The sequence below is a fragment of the Microcoleus sp. B4-C1 genome (assembly GCF_036705285.1).
Lineage (GTDB): Bacteria > Cyanobacteriota > Cyanobacteriia > Cyanobacteriales > Microcoleaceae > Microcoleus.
The window spans coordinates 46,459-65,142 of the sequence record NZ_JAUBUC010000010.1; the positions used below are offsets into that span (position 1 = coordinate 46,459).

An 18,684-nucleotide genomic window follows, 5' to 3' on the forward strand; every position below is an offset into this window, starting at 1 on the left:
CGGCGATCGGCGGTTGAGTTTAGGATTCGCTGGATCGCGAATTAATTTCCTCCAAGATTTTCTCTACTCTGTTAGCAGCTTGAGTTCTACCTTGCTTGATAAATAACTCCTTAGCTTTTTTGAGGCTGGCTACCGCCTCCGCTTGGTTTTCCTTGTCTCCTTGCTGGTACAAACCGACTCCTAAATTGTTTAAAGCATCGGGATATCGATCGTTAATTTTAACGGCTTGTCTCCACTGAACAATTGCCTCGGGCAACTGCCCCTGACTTGCCATCGCCACGCCTAAATCGTTGTGAGCTTTGGCGTGCTTCGGGTTTACTTCAATTGCTTTTTGGAATAGAGCGATCGCATCGCTCATTTTACCTTGGCCCGACAGCATAGTTCCCAACTTGTAATAAGCATCCGCTTCTTTGGGATAGCGAGCGATTAGTTGCCGGTACAAAGCTTCGGCATTGACAGCATTTCCTTGACCGTAAAGGTCGTTGGCAGTTCTCAAACCCACGGTGTAGCCTTTACCTACAACTTGGCACTTTTTCTCGGAGTTGCCTTCCTGCTTGCAAATCCTGAGTTCGTCTCCCTTCATCTCGTAGGACATAACTTCCCGAACAGCAGGGCCTCGGCGCGGGGGCTGCAAGTTCTGCGACTGCAAGTTTTGCGAGAGTTGCAGGGCGATTGTCTCAGCCCCGGCCGGTTCGGCCACTGCGACACTCCAGATTCCTGCACCCACCAAAATGCTTGGGGCAATCCACCTCAAAGGTTTTAACCAGGGAAACTCTCGATCGTTTTTCATGTCTTTTGTCGAAACGTGTTGTTGATATCCTGGGTTTCACTAGGGCCGTAAGAGTCGGAGCCGATGGGGCCCACCCGATGAAATAGTTAGTTATTAACAGTCGAGATATTTTAGCACTGCGGGGCCGAGTTTGAGTTAAATTAGAGTAGAATTTCGATCGATTCTCAGTCAACCTTAGCAGGAAAATAGAAATGGGGCAGTCTATTCTTACCATGCTCTTTGCGCTCATCCTCGGCTACGCTGTTAACTCAAGCGTCAAAATAGTCAGCGGTGGCGACGAAGCTTTAGTGGAACGTTTGGGTCAATACAAGCGCACCCTCAAGCCAGGATTCCACTTTATCAGTCCCCTGGTCGAAAAAGTCGTCTGCGTGGACACAACCCGTGAAAGAGTTTTAGATATTAAACCTCAGTCAGCAATCACGGGAGATAATGTGGCTCTAGAAGTCGATGCCGTGGTGTATTGGCGGGTTGTGACTTTAGAGAAAGCTTATTATGGAATAGATCAAATTGAAAATGCGATCGCCAACTTAGTTTTAACCACGTTTCGCGCTGAAATTGGTCGATTGCCAATGCAAGACATCTTGGGTTCCCGAGATGACATGAATAAAAAGTTACTCAAGAAGTTAGACGAAGCTACTCAACCTTGGGGCGTCAAAGTAATTCGCGTAGAAATTCAAAGCATTACACCTCCGAAAAGGGTGCAAGAAGCTATGGAATTGGAGCGCGCCACTAAGAGCGAGTGGCAAGCAATGGTCAATAAGGCGATCGGCACTAAGGAGTATATGAGGCTCTTAGTTGAAGCTTTAGACTCCCATCCCAATAGCAAGCAAGTTTTGAATTACTTAGTAACAGAAAAATACTTGGATGCTCAACAAAAATTGGGCGAAAGCGACAATGCCAAAATTCTGTTTATGGACCCCAGGAGCATGACGGAAGCTTTGGGCGAGCTGATGGGTTCTATGCCCGATGTGATTCATTCTGAGGGCGGGGAAATGAAAGTTATTGATACTCCCACTTCTCAAGACTGATTTCTGAAGATAGCGTCGGCAACCAGACAAACATCGTGCATTTCTCTGACATCGTGAACTCGCAAGATATCTGCCAAATTTGCGATCGCACCTGTACAAGCCGCCGCTGTCCCCCAAACTCTTTGTTTCGCTTCTGGCTGATTCAAAATGTGACCGATGAAGCTTTTTCGCGATACTCCGACTAAAATCGGACAGTTTAAAACACGGAATTTTCGCAACTCTCGCAGAATTTCTAAGTTTTGACTGTAAGTCTTGGCAAAGCCAATACCAGGGTCGAGAATTATTTGAGATTTGTCAATCCCCGCAGCAACTGCCGCCGCAATTCGACTCTCGAAAAATTCCCCAATTTCCCCGATTAAATCCCGATAATCTGTCAGTTGTTGCATCGTCTGGGGAGTTCCCCGAATGTGCATCAAAATTATTGGCACTTTTAACTGAGCAACCGTTGACAGCATTTCTGAATCAAAAGTAGCTCCCGAAATATCGTTAATTATATCCGCTCCCGCCTCAACCGCAGCTTTTGCAACCTGCGCTCTGGTAGTATCTACCGAAATAGGAACTGAGCCAAAAATATCGGCTTTTTGTCGCAGTATTTGTACTACAGGTATAACGCGATCGATCTCATCTCCTAATGATATTTCCACTGCACCGGGCCGAGTAGATTGACCGCCAATATCAATAATATCAACTCCACATTTTACCATGTTTTCCGCTTGCGCCAAAGCAGATTCTATGGTATTGAAATCTCCGCCGTCACTAAAACTGTCAGGGGTTACGTTCAAAACGCCCATTAAATAAGTGCGTTTTCCCCACTCGAAAACTTTATTTCTAATGGTAATTTTTTCTGGGTTATTTGTCATAAATTATACTTTTTGGCAGGCGGGACAACCGTCTCACAATAATTTCATCTTGAGAGTGTTGGGTTTCGTTCCTCAACCCAACCTACACTATCAACTTTTAATTCAACCAAAACTCAACCAGCTAAAAACAGTATCAACTGTCAATTCTAATTCAATTTTATCAATTATTGGCAACCGAGCTGCACCTTTGTACAGTTCTACTTTTTGTCCTGGAAATACTGCCAAAATACTCTCTTCTTCTGGATCTAGTAACCACCCCAACTCAGTGCCGTTTCGCGAACAGTGGAGTAAGTTACTCAGCACTTTTGTTTGGCTTTGGTTTGGAGACAGAATTTCTATCGACCAGTCAGGATTAATGTCAAAGCGGTTAGCAATTCTACCCGACGGCAAAAAAGGAATTCTTTCCCATCGGAATACTGCTACATCTGGCACGATTGATGCGCTGCCAAAAGTGCAGCGCAACTCGGGAAAAGCATTGGCAATTTTCCGAGTTTTCGCTACTTGATTGATAGTCTTGCAGAGTTCACCTTGAAGTACGCTGTGTTCACCTTGAGGCATCGGCTTCTGAATGATTTCTCCCTCAAGAAATTCTGAGGCCGGTTCAGTTTCAGGAAGTTTGAGGAACTCGTCTAAGGCGGGTTTGGGTTTAACGATCGCAGTCATAGGTTAATTCTCCCGATCCGAGAAACACTGAACGGCACATCACAATTGTAGGCGATCGCTGTTTAATTCCCGCTGCCTTGTTCCAATTACCAATTAACAATTACCAATTAGCAATTAGCAATTACCTAATTACTGATAATTGACAATTCGATCGAAGCTAGCAGCTTCCAAACTCGCACCGCCTACCAGAACCCCGTCAATCTCAGGCATCGCCATAACTTCATCAATATTCTCCGGTTTAACAGAGCCGCCGTACTGAATTGGCACGCCCGGATTAGTCAATTTACTGCGAATCAAACCAATAACTCGGTTAGCTTCCTTAGCTTCGCAAGTATCGCCAGTGCCAATGGCCCAAATAGGCTCGTAAGCAATGACTAACTTATTTTGGTCAACATCAACCAAATCTTTTGCCAACTGAGAAAAAATGTGAGCTTCAGTTTCGCCTGCATCTCGCTGCTGCTTGGTTTCCCCAACGCACAGAATCGGAATTAAATCGTATTTCTGAGCCGCTTTTAGCCGCAAATTCACCGTTTCGTCAGTTTCCCCAAAATATTGGCGTCGCTCGCTGTGGCCGATGATGACATAACGGACACCAAGTTCACTAAGCATTGGCCCGGAAATTTCCCCAGTAAAAGCTCCAGACTCTTGCCAGTGAACGTTCTGAGCACCGAGTCTAATCCGGCTGCCGTGCAAATTTTTCGAGAGGACAGCCAAGGAAGTGAAGGGAACGCAAAGCACGACTTCCCGTTCCTCTGGGGTTTCCGTCAGGCAGGACATGAATCCTTGAAGAAATTCTAGGGATTCAGTCCTAGTTTTGTACATTTTCCAGTTGCCAGCAATAACTATTTTCCGCACGGGTGACTCAGTAGCTCTGTGAACATCAAAATCAGGCAACTTATAGTTTAAAGCTTTAGGGTACATTTCGAGCCCTTATTGCCCAAACTCGATGCGAGCTTGCTCAACTAAGTCAACGGTGACGACTTGGGTTTCGGCTTCGCGCGCCAAGTGTTCTATGCGGACGCGAGCTTGTCCCCGGACAAAGTAGGGAATATTTTTCAGCTTCGCCTTGGCTTCTGGCGTCCATTTTAAATCATCGGAAAATTCGGAATCGGGCATGGCGTTTTGAGCGATCGACTACAAGCCTTCATGGATCTGGCTTTGATGGAAAGCCTGGATGTATTAAATTTACCACGAGTTGCGATCGGCCCACACCTTCTCACTCGGCCTTAAATTTGTTGCCTAAAATAGCCGACGCTTCTTGTAAAAGCTGATTCTGCTCTTCTCGAATTGCCTCCAACCTTGTCAAAATATTAGCAAGTCGTTCTTGAGACTCCAAACTGTTTGATGCAACTCCCCTCAATTGTAAACCTGAATTATTTTTGTATTCGGGATTCTGTGAAACTAATGAGTTTACAGCCACTCCACCGACATTACTTACAGATTTAGAGCCGACACTCAAAACCCCTTGCATAAATTTTCCAGGGCTTTGCAGAACAAATAACCATCCTCCAGCAAAAAATCTACTTAAAGCCTGAAAAAGACCCAATATAATGAATACAAATAGCAGTATCACTGCTAAAAATATCAGCGGATGACTCACCAACCAGAAGACTACAGGGTGAGAGTCAATCCAATCTTTAACAGTACCATTGATAGCATTTTTGATGGCATCTGAAGCGGCATCGCTCATATTTCCCGCCTTGTTAAGGCTATCTTCTAATGAAGCCTTAGCCTTTTCTGTAGCTTGATTTACACTCTCTACAGCTTGGCTAGTGCTTTGATTCAGAGTATTGAGCGCAGAGTTAGTAGTTTGATTAATAGTTTCTTTAGCAGTTGCCGCGGACTGAGAAACAGCATTAACAGCTTTGTTGGTACTTTCACTGACGCGACTAACTGCTTGATTCGCAACTTCCGATATAGAAAGTCTCGCTTTTTCGGTTTTATCCGCTACAGTACCTAAAGCATTGTTCGTAACTTGATTAACAGTATTAACGGCAGAATTTGTAGTTTGAGTAAGAGCTTCTTTTGCCTGAGACGCAGTTTCGTAGAGAGAATATTTAGCTTGTGCTGTTGCTTCTGAAGTAGAATTCACTGCTTTTTCGACTTGCTCAGTCCAAACTTCTTTCGTTTTTTGAAAGCTTTGAGAAAAATCAGGCAGTGCTACTTCCATAGTCAGTGAGCTCCATTAAGTTAATTTACTGTTTCCAGTGATTATAGTATAGCTTCTATTTTTAATAGTGGGACTTTAGCCCAAAATAGAGTGAGAAATAGAGCTAAGATATATAGAGTCAACTTTTGAGGTTAGTGTCTTTCCTGATGGAATCTGATGAGATCAACACTTGGGACATCCATGATCCCATGCTTTGAAAGATAGTGTCAACGCTTTGACGATGTGTTTCCTACTCAAGCCCAAAGACAGGAGTTTAGACACTATTTGGGGCGATTATTGGGAGAAAGCAGAGAAACAACCTATCCGAGAGCGCGCAAAACGCTATAAATGTTTCTTAACAAAGCTTACGCCTTTTTGCAGTCAGAGCTGCCTGGTGCGAACAAACGCTCAACCAAGGGCGAATCTATACGGGATCGTGTGACCATCAGATGTATTCCCCAAAAATAGCTCGGACGATCGCTCGTGGGACGGAGGAATTTGATGCACCCGAAAAAGGCTGAATTAAGTTGAGAAATATAGCATATTATCCCACGAGCGATCGCGGGATAACAGGCGATCGTTCGTCAAAGCTCGCTCGGCGTTGTAAAAACTGTTTAACGCCCCAAAAATAATTACATATTTACAAAAATTAGCGCAAGTTACCAGACTTTATATCCCCAAAAAAAGCGATAAATTTTAAGTAGACTGTGGCTGTTAGTTTAACAAACCCGACACTCCCTATAATTTTGTTGCGGTCGCTTAGCTGGTGTATAATTTATGACATATTGCTCAATTTTTCACTTTCCATCCCAAGCTCAAAATATGCTAGGCTAGAATGTTTCCAAAGCTTGAGATACACCATGACGTATGTATCAATCATTAGAAGAGTCAGCCATTTCAACTAACCCATCTACGGAACCGTCCTCTCTAATTCTGATTGTGGATGACGATGCCTTGATGCGTTTACAACTTCGACTGTATTTACAGAAGGAAAAATACCGAGTGGCCGAAGCTACGGATGGGTTGACAGGGCTAGCAGCTTATGAGGAAGTACATCCAGACTTGATCCTGCTAGATGCAGTGATGCCTACTATGGATGGTTTTGCTTGTTGTCAAAAATTATCTGAAGTGCCTGAGAGCGATCGCCCACCTATTTTGATGATTACTAGCTTAGAAGACAAAGAATCTGTCGATCGAGCGTTTGCAGCGGGAGCGGCTGACTATATCACTAAGCCCATTCACTGGGCTGTTCTGCGACAGAGAGTACGACGGTTGATTCAGCAATTCCATTTGCAACAGCAACAAACCCTACTTTACAAACAGCTAGAAGCCGCCAATCGACAATTAAAATACCTCGCGTCAATTGACGGTTTGACTCAGATTGCCAATCGCCGTCAGTTTGACCAACAGCTAGAGGAGGAGTGGCGACGCATGACGAGGCAGCAAACTCCTTTGTCACTGATTTTGTGTGATATAGATTTGTTCAAGCCTTACAACGATACTTATGGACACCAAGCAGGGGATCTATGTTTAAAGCAAGTTGCGGCAACTCTCAATCGCAGTATTAATCGAGCTGGAGATTTAGTAGCACGTTATGGAGGTGAAGAATTTGTAGTGATTTTATCCGACACCGAGCTTGAGGGAGCCGTCCAAATCGTTAAGCAAATGCAGGATCGCATCCAAGCTTTAGCAATAGTCCATAAGAGTTCTCCGCATCATTGCATTACGCTCAGCTTCGGTATTACCAGTGTGATTCCTACCCAAGAGAGTCGGCCTGAAACTTTAATTGCTGCTGCCGATGCAGCACTTTATCAAGCCAAAGACAAAGGTCGTAATACTTTTTGCACCAAGATTCATACAGTCAATGAATTCACCCGTTAAATCATCAGGGTAAAAACTATGCCTCTCGTCATTTGGAAGGATTGCTTAATAATTGTTATTCCAAAAATTGGCCACCACCATAAACAATTGATTGAGCAACTCAATACCTTAGTGAATGCCATGTTGGCAAACCGTGGCAAGGAAGAAATAAAAGGTATTGTAGATTTTTTAGACTTGTACATAGCACAAAAATTAGAGTTTGAAGAATTTTTTAGGCAAAGATACAAATGCCCGGTTGCATCTAACAATGCAGCGGCGCATACCAAATTTATTAAAGCACTGAGTGAAGTTAAACAAGAGCTGAAAATCAAAGGATCGAGCCTTTCGTTAGTCATTAAGCTTAATGAACAATTGCTATAGCAATCCTAAATCATTTGTAAAAATATGTAGGGGTAGTGCTACCCCTACTCCCCGTGCCTACCCCAACCAAGGCGGGGCAACCACGGGGGGTTTGCCCCTACAAGAATTACACGAATCATTTAGGATTGCTATAGATTGGTTCGTGAACCATATTAAAAAAAGTCGATCGAGAACTCAACTCCTACATGAGTAAGCCTTGATTTTAGTCTTAAAGCCTAAATAAGCGGTTCTGCGACCTTCATGGAAACTGTCAGGGAAATAACGAGAGTGCCTCTACGAAGATTTTTTATCAGAATCAGTTCATATTCAGCAAGTAGCAATTCTAGAAGTTTATGGGAGGGTCGATCTGAGTGCGTGATCAAAGATGGTTTGGCGCGATCGCCCTTCTCACTGCTGCCGGTTTTCTGGGCAACCATTGCAATTTGTCTCTTTTCTTTGGGGTTGATTTCCTCTTTGGCAGTATTCCCATACTAATTATTACTTATTACTTCGGCTGGGGCTGGGGAGGCTTGGCTGGTCTAATTGCAGGCAGCTATACTTATATCCTTTGGCATCATCCATACGCCACGATTATTTTGGTGATGGAGACTCTGTTTGTAGGGTTTCTTTGCAAGAAGTGCAAACAGCCAAATATCCTTTTATTCGATGGGATTTACTGGTTCTTAATTGGAATGCCCCTCGTTTGGGTTTTCTACGGTCAAATGATGCAGATGGATGCGAATCAGGCTATCCTCGTTATGTGCAAACAAGCAGTAAACGGCATTTTCAATGCCTTAGTTGCCAGTTTAATCATTTCCTATGCGCCGATTTATCGGTGGATTAGTGCTTCAAAATATATCGCCCTTTCTTTACAACAAACAATTTTTCATTTGTTGGTAGCTTTTGTATTTATTCCAGGAGTGATACTATTAGTTTTTGATGGTAGGTACTTTGTTAGTCAAATCCAAACCACGGTGCAAACGGAGTTACAAACCAACGCCAAAACTATCACTAGCGCCATATCTAGATGGCATCAGCGACATCTCTTAGCTTTGAATACATTAGCTGAAGAATCGCTCATACCTGAAGCCACCACTGCTGCTAATACAGGGATTCAATCATCCGAACAGCTACAACAACAAATTAGCCTGATCGAGCAGTTGTTGCCAGATTTCGACAAAATTTATGCTGCCGATGAATCGGGAACAATTTTAGCGGCTTCTTCTCCTTTTAATCCAACCCGTCGGCGGTTGCTCGAAGAAAGCAGAGAACATAAATATCTGATTACCCTGGCTCAAGAGCGATCGAGACCTTGGATGACTTCTATCCACAAAGATTTATTAATGGATGAACCTCATGTAGGATTAAATGTTCCCCTGCAAGTTCAAGGTCGTTTTATTGGAGTGATCCACGGTTCATTAGGATTGAGCAAGATAAAATCTCTCTACATTTTCCAGAGAAACAATCAGAAAGTTCGCATTACATTGCTAGATCAAAACAACAAAGTCATTGCGAGTAATCAATCCGACCAAAAGCTTTGGACCAGTCTTGAGGAGTCAAAGAACGGCAGCACTCGCACCTTAGAGGGAACCTTGCAGCAGTGGCTTCCTAGCAATGGCAACAATCCGATGATCCGTTGGAAAAACTCTCTGTATATAGAGGAATTTACAATTAGCTCCGAGCTGGACTGGAGAGTACGCTTAGAAATTCCAGCCGCTCCCTATGTAAAAAAATTACAAAATCGTTACAAGGCTGACTTTAGCATTCTACTCGTCATCACAATGTTGGCATTTTTGTTTGCCACGCTGGTGAGCGAACGACTGGTAAAGCCATTATCCTATTTAGCTATTGCGACTACTGACTTACCCAACAAGCTTTCAGAAGAAACATTTGAATGGAAACATAGCTCTGTTACAGAAATCAATGAGCTTGCTAGAAATTTTCAATTGATGGGAATCGTGCTTAATCAAAAATTTAGGGAGATTAAACACGCCAACGCTACATTAGAACAGCGGGTTCAAGAACGAACACAAACATTATCCAAAATCAATCTCTCCCTGAAAGCTGAAATTAAGAGACGTAAACAAGCCGAAGCTGAACTAAGAACAAGAGAGGCGGCGATACGAGCTTTATATGAAGTCACTGCTACCCAAAATCTCAATTTTGAGCAGCGCATCCAAGCGTTGATTGAGATGGGATGTCAGAATTTTGGGCTAGAAAGTGGCATCTTGGCTCGTGTGCAAGATAATACTTATGAGGTGATGGTGGCGCGATCGCCCGATCGAGTCCTGAAACCAGGTGATGTCTTTGATATTAAGGAAACTTTGTGCTGTGAAGCTTTAGACACAAATGAACCCCTAAACATCGAACATATAGGAATCTCCAAATGGCATTACCATCCTGCCTATCTTGCCCTTGGCATAGAAGCTTATATTGGAACACGAGTGTTAGTTGCAGGCAAAGTCTACAGTACCCTCAGCTTTTCTAGTAAATCTCCCCGTGCAGACAGCTTTAAATCTGCCCATGTGGAATTATTGAAGCTGATGGCTCAATGGATTGGTAGTGAAATTGAACGGCATCAGGCAGAAGTCGCTCTGCAAGCGAGTGAAGAGCGGTGGGAACTCGCCCTACGCGGTAGTAATGATGGGGTATGGGATTGGAACGTCAACACCAATGAAGTATTCTTCTCGGCTCGCTGGAAAGAGATGTTGGGCTACGAGGATCATGAAATTCCCAATCAATTAGAGGAATGGAGCAAGCGAGTTCATCCCGACGATATCGGATGGGTGATGCAAGCAATTCAAGATCACTTTCAGCGCCAAACTCCCTTTTATATTACAGAACATCGAGTGCTTTGCAAGGATGGGAGCTACAAATGGATTTTGGCTCGAGGGCAAGCGCTTTCGGATGAAGCGGGCAGAGTTGTCCGCATGACTGGTTCTCAAAGCGATATTACGAACCGCAAACAGTTAGAGCAGGAAATTCAAGCCAGAGAGCAATTATTGAATGCTTTCTTTAAAGGAGCTTCCCTAGCAGGGGTGGGGCTGTGTATATACGATCGGCAGTTTCGATTTTTACAAATCAATGAGGCACTAGCTGAAATTAATGGCCTCTCTGTGGAGGCTCACTTAGGTAAGACAACCGATGAGATATTGGGGCAATTTGCTCCTGGTGTAAATGCACTGTTACAACAGGTTTTAACGACAGGAAAACCTTCCATAAACTTGGAAATTAGCACAGAAGTAACCAGTCGAACAGGTGCCCAGCGCTACTGGCTCGTTTCTCAGTTTCCCATTTTCAAGGATGCAGAGCATCCTATAGCAGTGGGTTGCATTCTAATTGAAATTAGCGATCGCAAACGAGCCGAAGCGGAACTGCAACAAATGAGTGCGGCGCTAGAAAATGCCGTGGCAGGGATTTCTCGGCTGGACCCTCAAGGACGCTATATCTCTGTCAATGTGACTTATGCTGCCATCTGTGGATATCAGCCCGAGGAAATGCTAGGGATGGAGTGGCAAAGAACCGTTCATCCTGAAGATGTTGAGAAGATGGGGGCTGCTTATGAGCAAATGTTGAGAGACGGCAGAGTCGAAGCCGAAGCTAGGGGAATGCGAAAAAATGGCTCTAGCTTCTATAAACAAGTGGTGATGGTCTCTGCTTATGACGAGCAAAATGTGTTTGTTGGACATCATTGCTTCATGAAGGATATTAGCGATCGCAAGCAGGCAGAAGAAGCACTACAACGACAGTTGCAAAAAGCCCTACTGCTGAAGCAAATTACCCAAGAAATTCGTCAAAGCCTTAATGCTGAGCAGATATTTGCAACGGCTGCTATTCAGATTGGGCAAACTTTTGGGGTGAGTCGCTGCTTAATTAGCACATACCAGGACAATCCACTGCCTCAGTTTCCTGTCGTTGCAGAGTATCTAGCAGTGGGATGTGCCCCCAGCGGGGAGCATGACATTCTGGTGGCCAGTCCTGCTTATACAAAACGGTTGATGGCTCAAGATGAAGCGATCGCCTCCCCGGATGTCTACTGCGAATCATTGCTCACCTGTGCTCATTCAATTTGTACCAGTCTCAAATTGAGATCGACATTAGCAGTGCGAACCTCTTACCAAGGAGAACCGAATGGTGCCATTTGTTTGCACCAGTGCGATCGCTACCGTCATTGGACTACCGATCAAATCGAGTTGCTAGAATCAGTCGCGGCTCAAGTAGGAATTGCCCTAGCTCAAGCCCAATTACTAGAGCAAGAAACTCGACAACGAGAAGAATTAACTCTGAAAAACTTTGCCCTGGAGCAAACTAGACGGGAAGCAGAAGCTGCGAACCGAGCCAAAAGTGAGTTTCTGGCGATGATGAGCCATGAAATTCGCACTCCCATGAATGCGGTTATTGGCATGACGGGACTACTGCTGGATACAGAACTCAAGGCTCAACAGCGAGACTTTATCGAGACGATTCGCAATAGTGGGGATACGCTTCTGAGTATCATCAACGACATCCTGGACTTCTCCAAAATTGAGTCGGGCAAACTGGAGCTAGAAAAGCATCCCTTGAGCTTGAGAGATTGCATAGAAGGTGCGATCGACCAACTTGCAGTTAAAGCAGATGAGAAGGATATTGAGTTGGGCTACTTCATCCAGCCCCAGACTCCTAAGTTGATTTTGGGTGATGTCACCCGTCTGCGTCAGATTCTAGTTAACTTGCTCAACAATGCGATTAAGTTTACTGAAACTGGGGAAGTTACCATTTCCGTAGAAGCCTCTCTAGTTGATTCTGACAAAACAATTTCTGAGCCAGGGAACTTGTCAGAAAGCTTGTATGAAATCCAGTTTGCCATTCAAGACACAGGCATTGGTATTCCAGCCAACCGGCTCGATCGACTGTTCAAGTCTTTTAGTCAAGTAGATGCTTCGACGACTCGGCAGTATGGAGGGACTGGTTTAGGTTTGGCGATTAGTAAGCGACTTAGTGAAACGATGAACGGCACGATCTGGGTTGAAAGCCGAGGCAACATCGGAGGAACCCCTTCACAAAAATGGCAAGCCACTAACCTTAATCGAGTCACAATGGGTTCTACGTTCTACTTCACGATTGTGGCATCCTCTGTGGCTACTGAGTTAGCGGAACCGATGGAAATGGTACCAGAACTATCTGGCAAGCGTTTATTAATCGTGGATGACCAGCCCACTAACCGACAAATTCTGACGTTGCAAGCAGAGACTTGGGGGATGCAGAGTCTAGCTGCCCAATCGGCTGTCGAAGCGCTCAACTGGCTTGAGAGTGGAGAAACCTTTGATGTGGCTATTTTAGATATGCAAATGCCACAAATCGACGGTCTCACACTCGCCTCAGCCATCCACCAGCATCCTAAGTGCCACCGTTTACCCCTCGTGTTGCTGACTTCAATGGGCTACCCAGAAGCGAGTTCTTCAGCGCTTTCCACCCACTTTGCCGCTTTTTTAAGCAAACCTATCAAACAATCCCAGCTCTATCAAATACTGATCCATGTGCTACAAGCTCAACCGAAAAAAGTTCAACAACAACTTCCTATATCTGTTCAGGATGATATGAAACTGGCCCAGAGACTCCCACTGCGAATTCTTTTAGCAGAAGATCATCTGGTAAATCAGAAGGTGGCACTGCTGCTGTTAGAGCGTTTGGGATACCGGGCCGATGTTGCGGCCAATGGATTGGAAGTTTTGGAAGCCCTGAATCGCCAGCCTTATGATGTCGTGCTGATGGATGTACAAATGCCAGAGATGGATGGACTAGAAGCCACCCGTCGTATTTGCCAGGAGTGGCCGGCTCATACTCGTCCCAGGATTATTGCCATGACGGCGAATGCCATGCAGGGCGATCGCCAGGTTTGTCTTGATGCTGGCATGAATGACTATATCAGTAAACCAATTCGAGTAGAGGTTCTTCACCAAGCGCTGAGTCAGTGTCCACCCAGCCCGGAACCGCAGCAGGAGGCCCAAAAGGAGGAATCAGATAGCAACAAGCCAGAAATTGAGATGCCAGCGGTTAACCTCACAGAACTGCAAGCCTTCTGTAGCAGCATCGATCAAGATTCAAGCCAGATTTTGAGCTTGCTGGCGAATTGCTACTTTGAGGAATCTCTAAAGTTGCTACAAGCTATGAAATTAGCGATCGCTCAAGCGGATACTCAAACCCTAAAGCGAGTGGCTCATACCCTCAAAGGCAGTAGTGCAAATCTAAGCGCAGCTCCTCTCGCCGAGCTTTGTAGCAGGTTAGAAGTTATGAGTACCTCTGGTGAACTAGATCAAGCCTCAACCCTATTGGCTGAAATCGAGGATGAGTACGATCGTGTCAAGAATACTCTCCAACAAGAACTACAAAAGAGGGAAACTAATCTATGAAAGTCAATTAAATAGGCATCTTTTTGTACCAGGACTTAGGCAACTGTCATCCGCGATGCCGCAACCGGGCTATGCGATCGCATACGCACGATCGAGCCTGATTCCAAATCTATTAGCATCGGAATTATTCATATATCTCTTCTCTGCATCTGCGTGAATCTGCGTTAATCCCTTGTCATCTGCGCTTGCTGAAATTATCTTTTTTTTACCGCAGATGAGGGCAGATAAACACAGATTAACGCAGATGAATTATATCAATTCCGGCTGCACCCTGCGTGATAGTTGACTATGGACTGTTGGCTGGATTTTACAACAATAATGGCTAATGACTAATGACTAATGACTGCTGTCGAAGCGGAATCTCGATCGCAAACTCAGTACCTTTCCCCAATTCCGAATTGCATTGTAAAACACCGCCGTGTTTCTCTACCACAATTTGGTAACTAATTGACAGTCCCAATCCAGTACCTTTTCCCACTGCCTTAGTCGTGAAAAAAGGGTCAAATATGCGTTGTCTCATAGATTCCGAAATTCCCGTACCGTTATCAGAAATCCGAATCAGCGCGCTAGGAATAGTACCATTAAGTTGACCGACAGCAGTCGAGATTTTAATTTGAGGAGCTACAGATTGACCAGCGCGCAACTTGTGCGATTCCAAAGCATCGATCGCATTCCCAATTACATTCATGAATACCTGATTCAACTGTCCAGCATAACACTCAACTCGAGGCAAAATGCCGTATTCTTTCACTAGCACAATGTTTGCACTGTCCGCATTAGATTTCAGCCTGTGCTGTAAAATTAACAGCGTGCTGTCAATGCCCTCGTGAATATCAACCGCCTTCATTTGACTTTCGTCAAGACGAGAGAAATTCCTTAAAGACAGAACTATTTGACGGATGCGATCGGCTCCCACCTTCATTGACAATAGCAATTTTGGCAAATCTTCTAGCAGAAATTCCAAGTCAATATCTTCACTCAATTTGTCTATTTCAGGACTATAATCTGGATATTGCTGCTGGTAAAGTTCCAGCAAGCTCAGTAAGCTAGCAGTATATTCACTAGCGTGATTGAGATTGCCGTAAATAAAATTAACCGGATTGTTAATTTCGTGAGCAATCCCGGCTACCAGTTGCCCCAAACCAGACATTTTTTCAGTTTGAATCAATTGAGCTTGAGTCTGCTGCAAATCCTTTAAACTTTGAGCGATTTGTTCTGCTTGGCGTCGGGTTTGAGCGAGCAAATCGGCTTGTTGGATAGCTACGCCTAACTGATTGGCAATCTGAGCTAAAAAGTTAACTTCTGAACTTTCCCAACAGCGGGGCCCAGAATGTTGATATGCTGTCAATAAACCCCAAAGTTCTTGTCCTACAAAAATCGGCGCGATCGCATAAGCCTTCACCTGAAATTGCTCTAAAATACCGACATTACACTCGGAGTGACAAGCTTGATAGATATCGTCAACGGTTATAGTTTCATTATTCAGATACTTGCCGCCTTGGTTTGACTGCAAATAAGTATCTTGCCAAGCCGTATTGATACCTTCCCCTACCCATTTCATCCAGCCATTTTTTACAAACTCGGCAATATATTGACCGCTAAAATCAGGATTTAAGCGATAAACCGCTATTCTATCGACTTGCATAAACTGACAAATTTCTTGAGTAGCCGTCTTAAAAATCGCGTTGATATCGAGAGATTCTCGAATCTTAGCCACCACTTCAAACAGTATCCGCTGTTGCTCGGATGCCCACTGCAAATCAACTGATTGCTGCCGCGTTTTAGCCAACAAATCTGCTTGTTCTAATCCTACACTCAACTGAATTCCAACTTGCGTAGCAAACTGAATTTCCGAAGTGTTCCAATGGCGCAAACCGCTGCACTGGTGCACGCACAGCAAACCCCAAAGTTCGCTGCCATTCATCAGCGGCATAATCACCTGAGCTCTAATTTGAAATTGAGCTAAAAGAGCAACATGGCAGTCTGAAAGTCCAGCATTTTCGATATCTTGTAGCACTTGTATCTGTCCCTGACTATATTTCTTGGCATATTTTTCGCTAAAAAAATGATCGCGAACTTTTACATTCATTGCCGAACAAAAACCAGGCAAAACATCTTCGGTAATAAATTCGCCCTCATTAAAATTTAAACTAGGATCGAAGCGATAAATGCCAACTCTATCGGCCTTTAATACCCGTCGCAATTCTGTAGTTGTAGTACGAAAAATTGTATTTAAATCGAGAGATTGTCGAATCTTAGCAACTACCTCAAACAGTATTCGCTCCTGCTCTGCTACCCGCTGCAACTCAACTGCTTGCTGCTGAGTTTGAGCGAGCAAATCTGCTTGTTCTATGGCGATACTGAGCTGAGCGGAAATTTGGGTAGCAAACTTAATTTCGGAAGATTCCCAGTTGCGGGGAGCCGAACATTGGTGTACGCACAGCAACCCCCAAAGGTCGTTGCCTTTCATAATCGGTGCAACTAAAGTAGCTTTGATCTGAAATTGCTCCAAGACTTTGTGAAAGCAATCTTGCAGTCCGGCCTGTCTGATGTCAGACATGGCGTGAACTCGCCCCTGAGAATAGAGATTGGCGTAGTTTTCTCCAAAGCAGCGATCGTGCACTTTGACTGCCATTGCTGACACAAAATCTGGCAAAACATCTTCGGCAACGAATTCGCCGTCCTTAAATTCTGATGCGGAATCGAAGCGGTAAACTGCCACTCGATCGGCATTTAAAGCCCGTCGCACTTCCTGGGACATCGTGCTAAAAATTTTGTTCAAGTCGAGGGATTTCCGCATTTTAGCCACCACTTCAAACAGCACTTGCTGCTGTTGGGTCAACTGCTGTAGTTGAGCGGTGCGCTTTTGAACTTGATTTTCTAAGTTTGTGTTAAGTTCCTCTATTTGTTGATCGAGTTGGTAGTGGTTAATAGCATTAGAAAAGTGCGTGCCCAAAATTTGGAGCAATTCAATTTCTTCACCCTTCCATTCGCGAATTTGGGCAGTTTTTGATTCTTTCCACGCTTCAAAAGATATCCGAGATTGGGCGAGCCGCGCGTCGCTATCAAACTGTCTAGCCCAGAGAGTTTCGGTGTCAAATTCTTCTCGAAAAATGGTCAAGTAACCGAATATTTGCTGGCGGGCTCTGAGCGGTACGATTAAAATGCTGCGAATTTTGGTCGATCGAAATGCAGGTTGCAGGCTTCTCAAACTGCTAATTTGGTACAAGTCGGGAATTGCCCAAACCTGTTGCTGGCCGGATTTAAAATATTCGTGCCAGACGCTGTATTGCTCAACCTGCGGGTATTTTGCCGAAATTGGCATCTTCGGCCCTGAGCCGCAAGTGTAGACTGTGAGTTCGCCAGTGGAGTTATCCGAATAGGGAACTAGATTCGTAACCGGGCTGCTGTCGGAAATGAATGGCGTGGCGAAAATGCACAGCCTGCCGCCGGCTGCATCTAGTGCTGCTACCGATTCTGCCAAAGCTGTTTGGAGTTCAATCGCTGGCTGGGAGTTAAGGGCTGCGGCCACGCGGTTGACGGCAGCTTCCCGTTGAGCTTTCGCCATCGCTCGGGCGAGGAGGGTTGATTGGGTTATGGCGACGCCAAGCTGATCTGCCACCATCTGAACGCCTTGGAGTTCGTTTTCTGCCACACTCCGGGACTCGGAGTGGTGAGATACCAACAACCCCCAGAATTCTTCGCCGTGAAAAATTGGTACTACTAAGCAAGCCTTGACGCCCAGCGCAGTCAAGTATTCAGCGTGGCAGGGGTCAACTGCACGAAAGTACATTTCGTCGGGCAGCAGTTGGCCGGAAACCGCCTCGCGGCGCGGACTTTGGCCTAGCTGCCCGGAATCTATATCGACGATCGATCGCACCTGTAGTTGGGCGAACAGTTCGCGGGCGTGAGGGGGAATATCGTCTGCTGGAAAATGCAAACCCAATAGGGAGGGCAAGCGGTTGCCGTTAATTGATTCGGCAATCACTTCACCGCTACCGTCGCTATGAAATTTGTAGATTTTTACTCTGTCTGTTCCCAAGAAGGATTGAACTTCGGCTGCTGTTGCGCTGAGAATTTCGGGTAGTTCTAGAGAGTGGCGAATGCGGTTGGCGATGCGTTCGAGCAAATTTGCTCGATCGAACCTCACCTTGACATTTTCGATCTTTAATGAGTCCATTATTAATCTTTTGCTTTCCTAGCAATAATAGTAAGCGGCCCAAAAGTTTTGTGCCTGTTAAAAAATTCGGCAAGCACAGCCATTTAATAAAATATAAATATCCTGATGGCGATCGTCGATTAGTTTTGCACCTGTAGCGATCTGCCCTAAAATTGCAACTTTTCAGTGCAACTTTCCATTTGTGTGGGATTAAAACTTTGGTACTTTAAATATAAACTTTGTAGAGCCTGCGTTGCAAGCTCTATACCCCAAAAGATTAAAATTGTCAAGTTTCAAGACTTGTAGAGTTATTCACCGCCAGCGATGAAGGTGGCACCGAAATATCTCAGTTCTGGATGCAAAAGCTCGCTGAGGAAGGAGCTGACGGAAAGAAACAGCATTGAATTCCACAGGTTAACTCAGAAA

General features: G+C 44.8%; 11 protein-coding genes and 1 pseudogene. 5 read left to right on the forward strand and 7 right to left on the reverse strand.

Features of this window, described 5'->3' with window-relative positions; translation table 11 throughout:
- Positions 1-19 precede the first annotated feature (19 nt).
- Positions 20-790 carry a tetratricopeptide repeat protein gene (locus QUB26_RS06170; RefSeq protein WP_333317128.1) on the reverse strand — a complete coding sequence of 257 codons (771 nt, stop codon included), beginning with the start codon at positions 788-790 and terminating at the stop codon, positions 20-22.
- A 191-nt stretch (positions 791-981) separates the two neighbouring features.
- On the opposite strand from QUB26_RS06170, the gene QUB26_RS06175 reads away from it, so the two are divergent.
- The gene (locus tag QUB26_RS06175; RefSeq protein ID WP_333057376.1) at positions 982-1,818 is read left to right on the forward strand and encodes a stomatin-like protein; all 837 of its coding nucleotides are present in this window, start codon (positions 982-984) and stop codon (positions 1,816-1,818) included.
- Here the strand turns inward: QUB26_RS06175 and folP are convergent.
- The 5 genes from folP to QUB26_RS06200 form a co-directional block, all read right to left on the reverse strand.
- Positions 1,809-2,678 carry a dihydropteroate synthase gene (gene folP, locus QUB26_RS06180; RefSeq protein WP_333317130.1) on the reverse strand — a complete coding sequence of 290 codons (870 nt, stop codon included), beginning with the start codon at positions 2,676-2,678 and terminating at the stop codon, positions 1,809-1,811. The genes QUB26_RS06175 and folP overlap by 10 nt on opposite strands.
- Before the next feature lie 102 nt (positions 2,679-2,780).
- Positions 2,781-3,341, reverse strand: a complete 561-nt coding sequence (locus QUB26_RS06185) for a Uma2 family endonuclease (protein ID WP_333245244.1) — start codon at positions 3,339-3,341, stop codon at positions 2,781-2,783.
- A gap of 129 nt (positions 3,342-3,470) precedes the next feature.
- A complete protein-coding gene (tpiA, locus tag QUB26_RS06190; RefSeq protein WP_333245260.1) occupies positions 3,471-4,196 on the reverse strand; it encodes a triose-phosphate isomerase in 726 nt (241 codons plus the stop codon).
- A 75-nt stretch (positions 4,197-4,271) separates the two neighbouring features.
- Positions 4,272-4,457, reverse strand: coding sequence for a PCP reductase family protein (locus tag QUB26_RS06195; RefSeq protein WP_333245247.1), 186 nt, complete (start codon positions 4,455-4,457; stop codon positions 4,272-4,274).
- Between the two features lie 100 nt (positions 4,458-4,557).
- Positions 4,558-5,511 carry a hypothetical protein gene (locus QUB26_RS06200; RefSeq protein ID WP_333245249.1) on the reverse strand — a complete coding sequence of 318 codons (954 nt, stop codon included), beginning with the start codon at positions 5,509-5,511 and terminating at the stop codon, positions 4,558-4,560.
- Positions 5,512-5,667: 156 nt separating this feature from the next.
- Between QUB26_RS06200 and QUB26_RS06205 the strand changes: the two are divergent.
- From QUB26_RS06205 to QUB26_RS06220, 4 genes and pseudogenes are all read left to right on the forward strand, one after another.
- A pseudogene (locus QUB26_RS06205) lies at positions 5,668-5,844 on the forward strand (IS701 family transposase); the annotation flags it as partial.
- Positions 5,845-6,357: 513 nt separating this feature from the next.
- Positions 6,358-7,371, forward strand: coding sequence for a PleD family two-component system response regulator (locus tag QUB26_RS06210; protein ID WP_333317132.1), 1,014 nt, complete (start codon positions 6,358-6,360; stop codon positions 7,369-7,371).
- Positions 7,372-7,389: 18 nt separating this feature from the next.
- The gene (locus tag QUB26_RS06215) at positions 7,390-7,731 is read left to right on the forward strand and encodes a hemerythrin domain-containing protein (protein WP_333317134.1); all 342 of its coding nucleotides are present in this window, start codon (positions 7,390-7,392) and stop codon (positions 7,729-7,731) included.
- A gap of 350 nt (positions 7,732-8,081) precedes the next feature.
- Entirely contained in the window at positions 8,082-14,099 is a 6,018-nt protein-coding gene (locus tag QUB26_RS06220; RefSeq protein ID WP_333317136.1) for a response regulator, read from the forward strand.
- A 322-nt stretch (positions 14,100-14,421) separates the two neighbouring features.
- On the opposite strand, the gene QUB26_RS06225 is transcribed toward QUB26_RS06220, so the two are convergent.
- On the reverse strand, positions 14,422-18,279 hold the full coding sequence (locus QUB26_RS06225) for a GAF domain-containing protein (RefSeq protein ID WP_333317138.1): 3,858 nt from the start codon (positions 18,277-18,279) through the stop codon (positions 14,422-14,424).
- Positions 18,280-18,684 lie beyond the last annotated feature (405 nt).

Bases quoted from the DNA above. Each gene is read 5' to 3' on its own strand.
- QUB26_RS06195 (WP_333245247.1), bottom strand. From the start codon at position 4,457: ATGCCCGATTCCGAATTTTCCGATGATTTAAAATGGACGCCAGAAGCC.
- QUB26_RS06225 (WP_333317138.1), bottom strand. From the start codon at position 18,279: ATGGACTCATTAAAGATCGAAAATGTCAAGGTGAGGTTCGATCGAGCA.
- QUB26_RS06210 (WP_333317132.1), top strand. From the start codon at position 6,358: ATGTATCAATCATTAGAAGAGTCAGCCATTTCAACTAACCCATCTACG.
- QUB26_RS06185 (WP_333245244.1), bottom strand. From the start codon at position 3,341: ATGACTGCGATCGTTAAACCCAAACCCGCCTTAGACGAGTTCCTCAAA.
- QUB26_RS06215 (WP_333317134.1), top strand. From the start codon at position 7,390: ATGCCTCTCGTCATTTGGAAGGATTGCTTAATAATTGTTATTCCAAAA.
- folP (WP_333317130.1), bottom strand. From the start codon at position 2,678: ATGACAAATAACCCAGAAAAAATTACCATTAGAAATAAAGTTTTCGAG.
- QUB26_RS06200 (WP_333245249.1), bottom strand. From the start codon at position 5,511: ATGGAAGTAGCACTGCCTGATTTTTCTCAAAGCTTTCAAAAAACGAAA.
- QUB26_RS06170 (WP_333317128.1), bottom strand. From the start codon at position 790: ATGAAAAACGATCGAGAGTTTCCCTGGTTAAAACCTTTGAGGTGGATT.
- QUB26_RS06175 (WP_333057376.1), top strand. From the start codon at position 982: ATGGGGCAGTCTATTCTTACCATGCTCTTTGCGCTCATCCTCGGCTAC.